Genomic DNA, 13,885 nt, shown 5'->3' with positions numbered 1-13,885 from the left:
TTTTATTGCACTGGCTGGTTTGTGCCTTCTGGTTGTGGGCAAGGCGGCTCACCCTTGAAATTGCGCGACATGCAGGCGAAACGGTCAAAGCTTTTGCCTGTATCCATGGCTGCCTTGCTGGCTCCCCCGCATCCGGCAAGCACGACCAGAGAAATCAGAATAGCGAAGTTTTTCATGGGGATCCTTTCAGACGGCCATGTTGTCAGTTCTATAATAGGGATCGTGATCTTCAGTCGCAACAGCGCGCCGATCAACTACCCTCTACCACGATAGTTGGCCACACCCTGTTCCGGTATCCAGACGTCCTGCGGTGTTGCTCCTGTCTGGAAGAAAACATCGATGGGAATACCGCCGCGCGGATACCAGTAACCGCCGATCCTGAGCCACTCCGGCTCAAGCAGATCCACTAGGCGTTTGCCGACAGTGACCGTACAATCTTCATGGAATGCGCCGTGATTTCGGAAGGAAAATAGGAACAGTTTGAGGGATTTACTTTCAACTAACCACTGTCCGGGGACATAGTCGATTACGAGATGGGCGAAATCAGGCTGCCCTGTCATCGGGCATAGCGAAGTGAACTCAGGTGCTGTGAAGCGAACACAGTAAGCCGTTCCGGCTTGCGGATTTATGACTCGTTCAAGAATGGCATCTTCCGGATTTTGCGGGATCGACGCGTTGGAGCCAAGCTGCTTTAGGTCGGAATATATCGTCTTTTCAGACATTTACGTGCCTTTGTTTCAAGCCACGTCGCAGTCTTGGAGCGCATTATTGCGCTTGTCCTTGTTTTGACCGGGTAGGCTGCGACCGGTGGCAAATTGCCAATGCCAAGCAGCTAGCAGACCACAGCTTTTTGGTAAAGAGTACAAATAATGCCCGCGCATCAAGCGCGGGCATGAACGCTGGAGTGGGTATTGCTGTCAGCGTCGATCAGAAATGGCACAGCCGATGGCAACGCCGATGAGAATGCCGATGATTCCGGCAGTTCCAAAAAGTGTCGTGGCCGTGCCCGGATTTTCGCGAACCGTTTCGGCAACCACCTGACCGCGTTCACGCACGGCTTGAGCTGCATGACGGAAACGACCGGACGCATCATCCATCGCGTCTTCCGCACGTTCCCTCAGTTCGCCAGAATGTGAGGCCAGCGATTTTGAAAGGCGCTTTAACTCTGCGCGCATATCGGCAACCTGCTTTTCGAGAGCCTGCTGGATGTCGTTCGTAATCTTTTCGTCGGCCATTTGAAGTCTCCGTTGAATTAATGACGATAAAACGAGTGAAAACGCGTTCGGTTCCATGCTGCGGCAATGCGGTTAACAAACATGGTAAACCGCTCGTAAACCATTTTAATTTAATCTTTTCGAATACAAGAACGATCTGGAGCGGGGCCAGAATGTATATCGAAAAAGATGGGCTTGTCGGCGGCTGCGAGTCGGTAGCTATGCGCGTAGTGCGCGCTGCTCGGATGGCTCGGCAATGTATAGACCAGATTCAATCGGACCATGTTCGTGCGCGGGCGGAGGCTGCTTTGACGCTTCTGCTCGATGATCCTTCTCCGAAAGTTCGTATGGCGATGGCTGATGTGCTTTCAACCAGCGTGCATTCGCCCCTGCATATTGTGACGGCTCTTGCCGCTGACCAGCCGGAGGTTGCGGGATACATTCTTGCACGCTCGACGCTTCTCAGCGATGCGGATCTGATTGATCGTGTGGCATACGGTGCCCCTTCGATTCAGGTTTTGATTGCGGCGCGTCCTCGTGTTTCGCTTGCAGTTGCTGCAGCAATTGCAGAGGTCGGAAACAGTGAAGCAGTCGCGGAAATGCTGTTTAATAGCTGCGCCCGTATCGCATCGGTTTCGTTTCGGCGCATCAGTGAGCGTTGTGGGCATGACGCTCTCGTGCGGGAGGCCTTGCTGGCTCATCCCCAACTTCCGGCAGAATGCCGTCATCTTCTGGCAGTGAAAGTAGGGGATGTCCTGCAATCTCTCCCGCTGGTGAAAATGCTTCTCGGGGAGCGTCGTGCCAATAAGGTGGTGAGTGATGCGACGGCTCGCGCATCAATGCAGCTGGCAGAAAACTGTTCGCAGGAAGAACTGCCGGCGCTGGTGGAGCATCTGCGTCTGCGTGGAGAAATCACGACCAGTTTCGTTATCCGCGCCGTTGCCGGAGGACGTATAGATTTCTTCGCGGGCCTGCTTGCTGCGCTTTCCGATCTCGACGACGCTCGGATCTGTGCGATTATTTCCGGCGGTCGTCCGGCTGCGCTTGCCGCGCTACTTCGCTCTGCCGGATTGAGCGATGCCACGCACACGCCCTTGATTGTTGCCATTGAGGCGTGGCGGGCAGTTGCTGCCGGGCGAAAGCGGATGGGCGCGGCTGAGATATCGGCTTTGATGTGCAAGGCAGCAGGGCGCGGACGGTTTGCTGCAGCCAATGACGATCTGGCGGCTTTGTTGCGTTCGATCCATTTGGAATTCATGCGTGAATCGGCCCGCGACAGGCTGCAAGCTATTCCAGCAGCCTGATCAGTTTTGCTGCCGGAAAGGACGGATAAGGCTGAGGCCATAGCCAACAGCAATACCAAATATGGCCCCGGCAGCTTTGAAAACAAAGTCGATGAATTCGCCATGACGTCCGGGGGCGAGGCGCTGCATCAGCTCGAAAAGTGCGGCGCAGCCGACTGTCAGCAGAAGTACACCCATCCAGTGGCGAGGATAGGCGAGGGCAAATAGCGCACCGACCAGAAAGAAAGCAACAAAGCGCTCCAGATCTGCAGGTTCGCCCGTTATGGGACGGAATTTTATCGGGCTAATCGTGACCGCAAGGACGGCCAGAAGTACTGTCCAGGCGCCAATGCGCAAAAATCGCTTCATGAAGAGCGGCCTTTATTCGTTCGTATGATTGCCGGGCGGTTCATCTCGTTTGGGGTCGCCACAGCGTTGATACATGCGGTCGGTGATTGATGTTTTCAGCTGGTTGCCGAATGGCAACCGATAATGGGATATTACATCGACGCCCATACACCATTTAACGTCGTGAGGCGACAGGCCATAATTGGTTTCAAGAAACCCCAACGCGTAATTCATGCCTTCGTCGCACTGGTCTGTCTGGCAGAAATTACCATCTCTGGCGAGCTGGCGAATCGAGCCTTCCCCGATCTTGACTACGATTGGTTCAACGGCAAAAGGGGCAGCACCCATCAAGGCGATGACGACAAGTCCGATTAAAGTAAATTTTATAGAGCGCCGCATGAATCGCCGTTTGTAACTGGTTTCCGCAAGTTCATAACGCATGAGCGGCAATATGATGGCAAGTCGCATTCAACTCGAAACTAACGTAAATGCTGGGTTTTCCGCTTAATGCTCTTTGTGAGTGGAGAAGTCGTTTTGGGTGATGCGCTGACTTGATCATTACAGTTCGGGGTCAAATTCTAGCTAGAAGTATTTTAATTTTATCTGTTTAATGTTGACTTTTACGTAAATGCAGGAGCACAACGTTGGGCTCTGAGCCAATTCGGTTAGAGCCAGGTTCGCTTGATATAAGGCAGGAATGTTGTGGTGCGCGAATATTATACGATCACAGAGCTGACACGCGAGTTTGGTATTTCGACCCGTACTTTGCGCTTCTATGAAGATGAAGGCTTGATCTCTCCTGTGAGACGTGGTCGCACGCGACTATTTCGCCCTGCCGACCGTCATCTTTTGAAGCAGATACTGCGGGGCAAGCGGCTCGGCTTTTCTATTGCGGAGATTCACGAGATCATTCAGATGTATCGTGAGCCGCCCGGTGAGACCGGACAGCTGAAGTTGCTTATGAAGCGCGTCGAGGAAAAACGTGACGATCTTCGTCAGAAGCGGCGCGATATTGAGGAGACGCTGGGTGAACTCGACCAGATCGAGGAATCCTGTATCGAGCGTCTCGCCGAACTCGGCGTCAATACCTGATCAACTCTACTGAGAATCGGGCACTGGAGAGCACATTTGTGCGATACTCTGGACGGTTCTGTTGTTCTCCTGGTCGATCTTGCCGCTGAAGACGTCATCGAACAGTTTAGCCTTGTCCAGTTCCGCCACGACACAGCCGCAGAACTGCCGACATAGCTGTTCGCCACCATTCTGAAGGCATGCGGCGACGCAGGACTGCGTGAAAGCCTCACGCGGCGCAGGCTGTGCCGGGGGCATCAGTTGCGAGAACGCATAAACCAGTGCGATCAGCACCGGCTGATGAATGAGATAGAAAGCCAGGCTGTGCCTGCCTATGAAAGTCAGAGGCGTTTCCAGAAATTGTGGTCTGATTCCGCCCGCCAATAGCTGAAGCCATCCGAAGCGCTGAAAAATGCGTGCACCCGCTATGCCGATGAGAACCGCACCGAACCACGGAAACAGCGGCACATAATCATTCGAGCGCGGCATCACGGTCGAAAGACCAACCCAGCTCAATACTGGATGGTTGAAAATATCGGTGCGGGCATAGAGCGGAGCGCTAATGACAAATGCTGCAACGGCCAATGTTACTAGTGCGGGTAGGCGTACAAAAAGAAGACCAAGCACACTTGCCAGAGCGATTTGATGCAGGATTCCGAAAAAGATGAAACTGTCTGGTGACATATACCATGTGACGGCTGAAATAGCGGCTGCAGCGGCAGCAATCTGGACCAGCCGTTTCGCCATCGGCTTCCAGCGAATGCCTTTGCCATGCGCCAGGACGAGGCTGAAGCCGACCAGAAACAGGAAGCTTGAAGCGATACAGCGGGCGAAAAGCTTCCAGCCCCCGTGGGCAGTCGTGGCCGGAGCCATATAACCGAAAAACTCGAGGTCCCAGCCGAAATGGTAGATCGCCATGGCGATCAGCGCGATCCCACGTGCAATGTCGATGCGCCCGAGGCGAACACGAAAGGAAGGTGTAGTATCCTGGGTCGTGATGTTAGACATGGTTCCTTCCGGCTGGATAACAACGTCCGGTGTTTTTCGTTTCATGGCAAATCTCTAACACAGCCTTTTGCAACACTATAGTATGCGGGTGCACACGGATTCGTGCTGGCATGGATGCGGGTAGGTGCCTCATATTGGAGAGTTTTGGTTGTTTTATAGTCTTTCGAAGATTTTTTGGCTGTTTTTTCAACCTGTTACGATCATCATCATTTTAATCCTGATTGCTTTTCTGGCCATGTGGCGTAGCTTACATCGGCTCAGTATGAGCGTGTTGGGGGTGTCGATAATTATTCTATTCTTTGCGGCCTTCACGACACTTGGTGCTGTTCTGCTTGCTCCATTGGAGGACCGTTTTGCAAAGCCGGATGAAATGCCGCAACGGGTCGACGGAATAGTCGTTCTTGGCGGCTATATGAACGGAGAGATCAACGCAGGGCGCAAAGGTTTTGAATTGAACAGCGCGGCTGATCGGATTTTTGAGGCAATGCGGCTGGCAAGGCTGTATCCGAACGCTAAAGTCATTATTTCCGGCGGCGAGGGCGCCTTTTTTGAAAAATCCGCCAAAGAAGCGGATAGCACGCGGCAGATGCTGATTGATCTCGGCTTTTCAGGCGAGCGTTATATTTATGAAAACAAATCTCGCAATACCGTCGAGAATGCGGTCTTCTCGAAGGAATTGGCTCATCCGCAGTCGGGCGATACCTGGCTTCTGGTCACCTCCGCATATCATATGCCGCGATCCATCGGTTGTTTTCGCAAGGCGAACTTCGACGTTGTCGCTTGGCCAGTAGACTATAAAACGCGCGCTAGTGAGCGTTTTGGTCTTTATCTGGAATCTCCGAATGAAGCGCTTTCGCGGTTCGGTGTGGCCGTGCGTGAATGGGTTGGGCTAACCGCCTACCGGCTAGCGGGCAAGACAGATATGCTTCTGCCTCAACCCTGATGCCGCATTTTTGCCGCCACTTTAAAGCTTTTGTTAAGGTTATTCATAGGTAACTTATTGATAAATATCACTTATTGAGGGTGCGTGTCTGGCGCTTAAAACCTGTCGCCGCAATTCAGCCGCTTTTCATCGTTGCGTTCCGGACATCACGAAGCTATATGATTGGTAACAGCGTTGTGAAGGATGCTGTGTAAAAGAGTTGCACAACAAGGTTGCCATAATCTCCATGGACGAAACCGTTCAAAAATCCTGCTGGGGCGTTACGCTCTGGGCAGTCATTGGTCTCGCTGCTGTCATCCTCATGGCTTATCTGTTCTCCGTCTAGAAGTCAGGCGGCGTTGCGTATTACGGAAATTTGATGCCGCATTTCGGCATTCCGTTTGCGTTGATCCTTTCCTACACTATCTGATAGAGATGCGCGGTCTTCGCGTTAGCGACTTTTTGCCGAGTTTTGTCTAAAATGGACGATCAGGCAAATCGCAAGCGACGTTGCGATCAGGGATCAATCAGCCACATGATGGCTGCAGAAGGTGTGGAATGTTTCTGTCGGTTTTCGATCTTTACAAGATTGGTATTGGGCCTTCCAGTTCGCATACGATGGGCCCAATGACGGCCGCGCGCATGTTTCTCAACGAAATAGTCAGCGGAAACTGGCCACGGCCTGCGCATTCGAAAATCCACCGGTTGAAAGCGAGTCTGCACGGCTCGCTGGCTTATACCGGCGTTGGACATGCGACGGATCGCGCCGTTATTCTGGGGCTCTGCGGTCATCTGCCTGATACGGTTGATCCCGACATCATGGACGTCGAGATTGAGAAGGTTTTCGCCGAGAAGAAGGTAAACCCTGACGGGCATCCAGCCTATCATTTCGACCCCAAGATTGATCTTGTGCTGGATCGGAAAACGCCTTTGCCGGGGCATGCTAACGGAATGGCTTTCTCCGCATTCGATGCCGACGACAATCTTCTGTTACGTCGTGCTTATTTTTCTATCGGCGGCGGTTTCGTTGTGACCGAAGAAGAGCTGAGCCGTGTTCAGCGCAGCGGGGCGAAACGGGACGATAAGGCCGATGTGCCGTTTCCGTTCCGCAGTGCCGCTGAAATGCTTGAGATGGCTCACGACAGCGGGTTGTCGATTGCCGAAATGAAACGGGCTAACGAAGAAAAACATATGGCGCGCGGTGATCTGGACAGCGGTCTTGATCGCATTTGGGGAGCCATGCGCGGCTGTATCGAGCGCGGCTTGAGCCGTGATGGTGTGATGCCCGGTGGTCTGAATGTTCGCCGTCGTGCGCGACAGCTTCACGACAAGCTGCAGGACGATTGGCGCAACAACCGCAGCAACCCGCTTCTGGCGAATGATTGGCTGTCTGTCTATGCCATGGCCGTCAATGAGGAAAATGCATCCGGCGGCAGGGTTGTGACTGCACCGACAAACGGTGCCGCAGGCGTCGTGCCAGCAGTTCTGCGCTATTACCTGCATTTTCATGATGATGCCGATGAAAAAGGTATCAGGGATTTCCTCCTCACCTCGGCTGCGATCGGTGGTGTCATCAAGCACAATGCATCGATTTCAGGTGCCGAAGTCGGTTGCCAGGGCGAGGTGGGATCAGCATCGGCCATGGCCGCGGCGGGTCTTGCCGCTGTGCTTGGTGGATCGCCTGAGCAAATTGAGAATGCTGCTGAAATAGCACTGGAACACCATCTTGGCATGACTTGCGACCCGGTTGCTGGGCTTGTGCAGGTACCTTGTATCGAGCGTAATGCGCTTGGTGCTGTGAAGGCAGTGACTGCGGCATCGCTGGCGGTGAAGGGTGACGGCAAGCATTTTGTGCCGCTCGACGCTTGTATAGAGACGATGCGCCAGACCGGTCACGATATGAGCGAGCGTTACAAGGAAACCAGTCAGGGCGGTCTCGCCGTGAACGTGGTCGCCTGTTGATTAGCGATTCTGGACGGAATGCGATGCTTCAGGCTTGAAGCTTGCATTCGTCTTGGCTAAATCACCTCTATGGCTCTCAATCTCGTCAAACTTTGCGTCGGCTGTGACAGTATAGAAGATCTCGCAGCATGGATCGATTTTCGTCTTGCGGAACAGCGCGCTGCCGGTTTGATGCCGGAGCAGTTTCATACAACGAGAATGGTGCCGAAACGGATTGATGAGCTGCTGGAAGGCGGTTCGCTCTACTGGGTTATCAAGGGCAATGTCCAATGCCGTCAGCGTTTATTGGATGTCCGCCCGTTCACGGACGAACAGGGCATCAATCGCTGCCATCTTGTTCTCGAACCCAGGATCATTCCGACCGAGTGGCAGCCGCGCCGCGCCTTTCAGGGGTGGCGCTATCTAGCTGAAAATGAAGTCCCGCGTGATGAGGCCGCCGGTAAAACGGGCAGAGCTGCCTTGCCTGCAGAATTGCGGCAGGAGCTGGCAGCTCTAGGATTGCTTTGAAGTTGACTCATGATAAAGGGCCTGCGGTTAACCGGCAGGCCCTTTATCATTTCATCTGTGATCTATCAGTTTTCTATCGTCAGACGAACTGAAACTCGGTCGAAATTCACCGGCAGGGTCATCCGCATGGAAGCTCGTGGCTGAACCAGTCGCTTGTTGCGGGCCGCATGGCAGACGAGCAGCCCGACGAGATCTTTGGTCTGAAAGCCGGTGCCGCGTCTTACGTCGGCAATTCGCAGGGCTGTCTGCTTGAGACCTTGTACCGAGAATAACGCTCCGAACGCTGAGGCTTTACCTTCATCGTGAGTCCAGTCAGCTGTTTTGAACGGTGGTTGACCGAAAGTTTCTCTCATATTTGACATCTCGAAACCCTCTACGCATTACAAATTCGGGTTTGAAACTGGCGACGAGGGAGCACAGCCCCTCGCAATCGATTAGTTCGCGATTGCATAGCAGCCGAAATTTTTCTTTTTCAGCGATGTGCATGCATCCCATGCGGCCTGCTTGGAAGAGAATCCAACAAAGCGCGCGCGGTAAAAAGTTGTGCTACCTTTGTTAAAGGTCTCGGTATAGGGCGACGCTGCGCGCAGCATGCTACCCGCCGTGGCAGAAGCCTTGGCCAGCATGTCCCGTGCCTGGTCTTCGCTAGGCAGAGAGCCAATCTGAATCGCCCAGCCACCAGCAGCAGGAGCGGATGCGGTCGTGACTGGATCGACATCTTCGCCCTGCGCAGACGGAACGGCGGCCTTCGGAGTTGGGCGAATGGCCGCCTGTGCAGCAAGCGCAGCCGGACGCGCAGTTGGTGCAGCAAGTGCCAGAACCTGTGGCTGGTCGCTGTCGCCTTCGCCGCTTTCATTGTTGATGACATCTTCCACGGCCACTACCTGACGGTTCACCGGAACAGGTGCATTCTTAGCTTTTGGAAGATCAATCGAAGCGACGACCTGCGGTGCATCGTTACGCATGGCGACCAACGGTGCAGCGTTGCGGCTGCGCGTTGCCATCGGGAGATATTTGCGGATCAGCTGAGTCATATGGGCGTCGCGGCTGGCACCGGTATTACCACCCATAACGACGGCTACAAGCCTACGACCATCCAAGCTGACTGAGGAAGCCAGGTTATAACCGGATGCATTTGTATAACCGGTTTTGATGCCATCCACGCCTTCGACACGACCGAGCAAACGGTTGTGGCCGTTGATGGTTTGTCCGCGGAAAACGAAGCTGCGACGCGAGAAATAGGAGAATTCATTTGGGAAGTGCTGGCGAAGCGCAATGCTGAGGATCGCCATGTCACGTGCAGTCGTATGCTGTGCCATGTTGGGCAGGCCCGATGCGTTGCGGAACGTCGTGCTGCGCATACCAAGGCGACGCGCCTTCGCTGTCATCATCTGAGCGAAACGTTCTTCGGAGCCGCCGATATATTCACCGACAGCTGTGGCTACGTCGTTGGCGGATTTCGTAATCATGGCAAGCGCGGCATCTTCAGCACGAATGCTCTGTCCCGAACGGAAGCCGATTTTCGTAGGCGGACGTGCGGCCGCATAGGCGGACACGGGGATACGTGTGTCCTTGTTCATGCGGCCGGCCTGCATTGCCTCGAACAGCATGTATAGGGTCATCATTTTAGTGAGGGACGCAGGATAGCGTTGGGCATCCGCATTCGAGGCAAAAAGTGTTTTGCCGGTATTCGCATCAATTACAATAGCTGCATATCTATCGCTTGCCGCTATCGCCGGTATCGTTGTCGAAGCTGTTGAACACCCCGTTACAACTGCAAGAAGAAGGGTGGCTTGCGCCGCTCTTTTCAAGGCATATGCGACTTTACTAAATGCGGTACGCACGATGATGACCTACCTGTATCCCGGATTTTTTGAACTGCTGCACAAAAGGCACACAGCGTCTAATTCGGTGATCCTACTGCCATCAGCGTTACCAATCCGTTTATGGTAACTGCGTTGTTCATAAATTTCGGAAAAATTTTGAAAAAGCGGCAATGCCTGCGTGGGGCCGCATATGCCTGTTTCGACTGCTCACGAAGATGTGTCGTTTTAATACGGTTTGTATCTCAATGGAGCGAAGGTTGCGCCAGAAACACAAAAAAACTCGCTTTCGCGAGTTTAATCTACTGCTGCCTTATTTGGTTGGAAGGGGGGCAGCCTCTCGAGTATGTGTGTTCTGAAAAGTCGCTAGTTTGAAATGCGTTTATTATTATTTTGATTATGTATGTAAATTAGTATTTTTTTTCATATGCCGAAACGGCAATTTGTAATCCGCTTTCTATTGAGCGCAGTTTATGGCCCGCAAGTATTAGAGGGGCTGTTTATGGGGCCTGTATCGCATCGGCTATTTTATATATAGGCCTGTTTTGCGAGGGCCTTTCATTCGGACGATGGCACATAACTGTGTCAAGCCTCGCTATTGCAATAAGTCCCGGTTGCAAGTGCCAATGAAGGGCTTAAAATCACCACATGACGACCTACATAATAGGGCAAGTTGGGTCAGGCAGATGGGCATCCGGATTATAGTTTCATGAGGCATCTCGATTTAGTCATGCAAAGCAAGACCGACGGCGGAAATGGTCCGGAAAACGGCACCGTTGTGGTAACGCGTACACAGCCGAAAACCAAGAAGCCCAGCCTCTATCGTGTCCTGCTCCTCAACGACGACTACACACCCATGGAGTTCGTCGTTCATGTCCTGCAGCGGTTTTTCCAGAAGAACCAGGATGATGCCACGCGCATCATGCTGCATGTTCACAATCACGGGGTCGGCGAGTGCGGCGTATTTACATACGAAGTCGCCGAAACCAAAGTCAGTCAGGTCATGGATTTCGCCCGCCAAAACCAGCATCCGCTGCAATGCGTGATGGAGAAAAAGTGAGGTCATATGCCATCGTTCTCCCCAAGCCTTGAAAGGGCCCTGCATCAAGCCCTCACAATAGCAAACGAGCGGCATCACGAATATGCGACGCTCGAACATCTTTTGCTTGCCTTGATCGACGATCAGGATGCGGGAGCAGTGATGCGTGCCTGCAGCGTCGACCTTGAGCATCTCAAACGTATCGTTACTGATTATATTGATCGCGAACTCGATAATCTCGTCACAGGTTATGATGAAGATTCGAAGCCAACTGCCGCCTTCCAGCGCGTTATTCAACGCGCGGTCATCCATGTGCAGTCCTCGAACCGTGAGGAAGTAACCGGTGCCAATGTGCTCGTTGCTATTTTCGCGGAACGGGAAAGCCATGCCGCCTATTTCCTCCAGGAGCAGCAGATGACCCGTTACGATGCCGTGAACTATATCTCGCACGGCATCTCAAAACGGCCGCAGAGCAACGAAACCCGCCCTCCGCGCGGCGCGGAAAGTGCCAGCGAAGAACGTACTAGCACGGAACAGGAAGAAAGCGCCAAGAAGAAGCAGGATGCGCTGTCCGCTTATTGCGTCAATCTGAATGAAAAGGCCAAGGCCGGGCGCATCGATCCGCTGATTGGGCGTGATAGCGAAATCAACCGTACCATACAGGTACTCTGCCGCCGTTCCAAGAATAACCCGCTTTATGTGGGCGATCCTGGCGTCGGCAAGACGGCCATTGCCGAAGGTCTCGCGAAGCGTATTGTTGAAGGACAGGTTCCCGAAGCGCTTGCCGATGCGACGATCTTCTCGCTCGACATGGGCACGCTTCTGGCGGGCACGCGCTATCGTGGCGACTTTGAAGAACGTCTGAAGCAAGTCGTCAAGGAGCTCGAAGAGTATCCGGGTGCGGTCCTGTTCATCGATGAGATTCATACGGTTATCGGCGCTGGTGCCACTTCGGGCGGCGCGATGGATGCATCGAACCTGTTGAAGCCTGCGCTTTCATCCGGTGCCATTCGCTGCATCGGCTCGACGACCTATAAGGAATATCGTCAGTTCTTCGAGAAGGACCGCGCCTTGGTGCGCCGTTTCCAGAAGATCGATGTCAATGAGCCGTCGATCCCGGATGCGATTGAGATTATGAAGGGGCTGAAGCCCTACTTCGAGGATTTCCACAAGGTCAAGTACACGGTCGATGCCATCAAGACGGCGGTGGAATTGTCTGCGCGTTATATTTCGGATCGCAAATTGCCAGACAAGGCAATCGATGTGATTGATGAAACCGGCGCCGGCCAGATGCTGTTACCTGAAAACAAGCGCAAGAAGACCATCGGCGTGAAGGAAATCGAAGCGACAATCGCGACGATGGCTCGCATCCCGCCGAAGTCGGTATCGAAGGATGACGAACAGGTTCTGTCGCATCTGGATGCTGAATTGAAGCGTGTCGTCTATGGTCAGGATCTGGCGATCGAAGCGCTGTCGGCGTCTATCAAGCTCGCCCGTGCGGGATTGCGTGAACCGGACAAGCCAATCGGTTCCTATCTGTTCTCCGGTCCGACCGGCGTCGGCAAGACGGAAGTCGCCAAGCAACTGGCAAGCTCGCTTGGTGTGGAACTCCTACGTTTCGACATGTCGGAATATATGGAACGTCACACCGTCTCGCGGCTTATCGGTGCGCCTCCGGGCTATGTAGGCTTCGATCAGGGCGGTCTCCTGACTGATGGCGTCGATCAGCATCCGCATTGCGTGCTGCTGCTTGATGAAATCGAGAAAGCGCATCCGGATCTGTTCAATATACTGTTGCAGGTAATGGATCATGGTTCACTGACCGATCACAACGGCAAGAAGATCGATTTCCGCAATGTGATCCTCATCATGACCACCAATGCCGGTGCGTCGGATATGGCCAAGGCAGCAATCGGCTTCGGTTCCACGCGACGCGAAGGCGATGACATGGAAGCGATCAACCGCTTGTTCACGCCTGAGTTCCGTAACCGACTGGATGCGATCATTCCGTTCGGTCCGTTGCCGGTTCCGGTCATTCATCAGGTCGTGCAGAAGTTCGTGCTTCAGCTTGAGGCACAGCTTGCCGAGCGTGGCGTGACTTTCGAACTGACCGAAGGCGCAATTGCCTGGCTGGCTGACAAGGGTTACGATGAACGCATGGGCGCACGTCCGCTTGCGCGGGTTATCCAGGAACACATCAAGAAGCCGTTAGCTGATGAAGTGCTGTTCGGAAAACTCAAGCATGGTGGAACGGTCCGTGTGGATGTCGTGACGAAACCGGACGGAAAGACCGATTTGTCGCTGGAAAGCGTGGCTGATAAGCCGGTAAGTCCGAAGAAGGATATCCCTGCTGAAAAGAAGCAGCTGCAACGCAAGAAGGCTGCTCCGAAGAAGGCCGAGAAGGAAAAGGTACTAGCTGGCAAGGCTGAACCTGCATCGAAATCTTCTTCGAAGGCCGCGGCGACCAAATCTTCGGTGCCGAAAGTCCCGCGTAAGAAATAACGAGCAATCTGAACGGCTCTCTCGGAGGGCCGTTCTGTTTTTGAGTATGAAACTGGCGTGAATGAAAACTGAGGTTTTCCGGTCTGAGCGTAAAAACCGGGTGCAACTTGCTCGGAGCTTGCTCTAACGTGACGCAATGTCACCGATTCATTCCGATCATCCTGAACACAAATCAGAAGATCATCATCTGCGATGGTTCTTGCGCG

The 13,885-nt window shown here is 53.5% G+C and carries 15 protein-coding genes; 7 read left to right on the top strand and 8 right to left on the bottom strand.

The window, feature by feature from the left end:
- Positions 1 to 2: 2 nt before the first annotated feature.
- From JNC70_RS11260 to JNC70_RS11250, 3 genes are all read right to left on the bottom strand, one after another.
- Positions 3 to 254 (bottom strand): hypothetical protein, encoded by a 252-nt coding sequence (locus JNC70_RS11260; protein ID WP_104756382.1) that lies wholly within the window; start codon positions 252 to 254, stop codon positions 3 to 5.
- A complete protein-coding gene (gene queF / locus JNC70_RS11255) occupies positions 255 to 722 on the bottom strand; it encodes a preQ(1) synthase (RefSeq protein WP_104756381.1) in 468 nt (155 codons plus the stop codon). It lies immediately after the preceding gene.
- A 195-nt stretch (positions 723 to 917) separates the two neighbouring features.
- On the bottom strand, positions 918 to 1,235 hold the full coding sequence (locus tag JNC70_RS11250; protein ID WP_104756380.1) for an ElaB/YgaM/YqjD family protein: 318 nt from the start codon (positions 1,233 to 1,235) through the stop codon (positions 918 to 920).
- A 152-nt stretch (positions 1,236 to 1,387) separates the two neighbouring features.
- Here JNC70_RS11250 and JNC70_RS11245 point away from each other — a divergent pair, with 152 nt between their 5' ends.
- Positions 1,388 to 2,518 carry a DUF2336 domain-containing protein gene (locus JNC70_RS11245; RefSeq protein WP_104756379.1) on the top strand — a complete coding sequence of 377 codons (1,131 nt, stop codon included), beginning with the start codon at positions 1,388 to 1,390 and terminating at the stop codon, positions 2,516 to 2,518.
- Here the strand turns inward: JNC70_RS11245 and JNC70_RS11240 are convergent, their stop codons facing one another.
- Both JNC70_RS11240 and JNC70_RS11235 read right to left on the bottom strand, forming a co-directional pair.
- Positions 2,519 to 2,866: a VanZ family protein gene (locus JNC70_RS11240; RefSeq protein ID WP_104756378.1), complete on the bottom strand. Its 348-nt coding sequence runs from the start codon at positions 2,864 to 2,866 to the stop codon at positions 2,519 to 2,521.
- Positions 2,867 to 2,878: 12 nt separating this feature from the next.
- Positions 2,879 to 3,244 (bottom strand): hypothetical protein, encoded by a 366-nt coding sequence (locus JNC70_RS11235; protein ID WP_104756433.1) that lies wholly within the window; start codon positions 3,242 to 3,244, stop codon positions 2,879 to 2,881.
- A gap of 306 nt (positions 3,245 to 3,550) precedes the next feature.
- On the opposite strand from JNC70_RS11235, the gene JNC70_RS11230 reads away from it, so the two are divergent.
- Entirely contained in the window at positions 3,551 to 3,937 is a 387-nt protein-coding gene (locus JNC70_RS11230) for a MerR family transcriptional regulator (RefSeq protein ID WP_104756377.1), read from the top strand.
- Between the two features lie 6 nt (positions 3,938 to 3,943).
- On the opposite strand, the gene JNC70_RS11225 is transcribed toward JNC70_RS11230, so the two are convergent.
- Complete coding sequence (locus tag JNC70_RS11225) at positions 3,944 to 4,924, bottom strand: heparan-alpha-glucosaminide N-acetyltransferase (protein WP_104756376.1); 981 nt, start codon at positions 4,922 to 4,924, stop codon at positions 3,944 to 3,946.
- 148 nt (positions 4,925 to 5,072) lie between these two features.
- Between JNC70_RS11225 and JNC70_RS11220 the strand changes: the two genes are divergently transcribed.
- From JNC70_RS11220 to JNC70_RS11210, 3 genes are all read left to right on the top strand, one after another.
- Complete coding sequence (locus JNC70_RS11220; protein WP_104756375.1) at positions 5,073 to 5,867, top strand: YdcF family protein; 795 nt, start codon at positions 5,073 to 5,075, stop codon at positions 5,865 to 5,867.
- A gap of 537 nt (positions 5,868 to 6,404) precedes the next feature.
- Entirely contained in the window at positions 6,405 to 7,808 is a 1,404-nt protein-coding gene (locus JNC70_RS11215; RefSeq protein WP_104756374.1) for an L-serine ammonia-lyase, read from the top strand.
- 69 nt (positions 7,809 to 7,877) lie between these two features.
- Complete coding sequence (locus tag JNC70_RS11210; protein WP_104756373.1) at positions 7,878 to 8,315, top strand: DUF1489 family protein; 438 nt, start codon at positions 7,878 to 7,880, stop codon at positions 8,313 to 8,315.
- A gap of 65 nt (positions 8,316 to 8,380) precedes the next feature.
- Here the strand turns inward: JNC70_RS11210 and JNC70_RS11205 are convergent, their stop codons facing one another.
- Positions 8,381 to 8,677, bottom strand: a complete 297-nt coding sequence (locus JNC70_RS11205) for a hypothetical protein (RefSeq protein WP_104756372.1) — start codon at positions 8,675 to 8,677, stop codon at positions 8,381 to 8,383.
- A gap of 72 nt (positions 8,678 to 8,749) precedes the next feature.
- Complete coding sequence (locus tag JNC70_RS11200; protein ID WP_104756371.1) at positions 8,750 to 10,159, bottom strand: D-alanyl-D-alanine carboxypeptidase; 1,410 nt, start codon at positions 10,157 to 10,159, stop codon at positions 8,750 to 8,752.
- A 709-nt stretch (positions 10,160 to 10,868) separates the two neighbouring features.
- On the opposite strand from JNC70_RS11200, the gene clpS reads away from it, so the two are divergent.
- Together clpS and clpA are read left to right on the top strand one after the other, a co-directional pair.
- Positions 10,869 to 11,198 (top strand): ATP-dependent Clp protease adapter ClpS, encoded by a 330-nt coding sequence (gene clpS / locus JNC70_RS11195; protein WP_061346484.1) that lies wholly within the window; start codon positions 10,869 to 10,871, stop codon positions 11,196 to 11,198.
- A 6-nt stretch (positions 11,199 to 11,204) separates the two neighbouring features.
- Entirely contained in the window at positions 11,205 to 13,679 is a 2,475-nt protein-coding gene (gene clpA, locus JNC70_RS11190) for an ATP-dependent Clp protease ATP-binding subunit ClpA (RefSeq protein ID WP_104756370.1), read from the top strand.
- Positions 13,680 to 13,885: the final 206 nt, after the last annotated feature.

It is taken from the genome of Brucella oryzae (assembly GCF_041929965.1).
Lineage (GTDB): Bacteria > Pseudomonadota > Alphaproteobacteria > Rhizobiales > Rhizobiaceae > Brucella > Brucella oryzae.
Note: the sequence above shows the minus strand (reverse complement) of the source record. Positions and strands in the feature narration are given on the sequence as shown.

Excerpts from the sequence above, each read along its gene's own strand:
- JNC70_RS11245 (WP_104756379.1), top strand. The coding sequence starts at position 1,388 with ATGTATATCGAAAAAGATGGGCTTGTCGGCGGCTGCGAGTCGGTAGCT.
- JNC70_RS11210 (WP_104756373.1), top strand. The coding sequence starts at position 7,878 with ATGGCTCTCAATCTCGTCAAACTTTGCGTCGGCTGTGACAGTATAGAA.
- JNC70_RS11225 (WP_104756376.1), bottom strand. The coding sequence starts at position 4,924 with ATGTCTAACATCACGACCCAGGATACTACACCTTCCTTTCGTGTTCGC.
- JNC70_RS11235 (WP_104756433.1), bottom strand. The coding sequence starts at position 3,244 with ATGCGGCGCTCTATAAAATTTACTTTAATCGGACTTGTCGTCATCGCC.
- clpS (WP_061346484.1), top strand. The coding sequence starts at position 10,869 with ATGCAAAGCAAGACCGACGGCGGAAATGGTCCGGAAAACGGCACCGTT.
- clpA (WP_104756370.1), top strand. The coding sequence starts at position 11,205 with ATGCCATCGTTCTCCCCAAGCCTTGAAAGGGCCCTGCATCAAGCCCTC.
- JNC70_RS11250 (WP_104756380.1), bottom strand. The coding sequence starts at position 1,235 with ATGGCCGACGAAAAGATTACGAACGACATCCAGCAGGCTCTCGAAAAG.
- JNC70_RS11215 (WP_104756374.1), top strand. The coding sequence starts at position 6,405 with ATGTTTCTGTCGGTTTTCGATCTTTACAAGATTGGTATTGGGCCTTCC.
- JNC70_RS11205 (WP_104756372.1), bottom strand. The coding sequence starts at position 8,677 with ATGTCAAATATGAGAGAAACTTTCGGTCAACCACCGTTCAAAACAGCT.
- queF (WP_104756381.1), bottom strand. The coding sequence starts at position 722 with ATGTCTGAAAAGACGATATATTCCGACCTAAAGCAGCTTGGCTCCAAC.
- JNC70_RS11240 (WP_104756378.1), bottom strand. The coding sequence starts at position 2,866 with ATGAAGCGATTTTTGCGCATTGGCGCCTGGACAGTACTTCTGGCCGTC.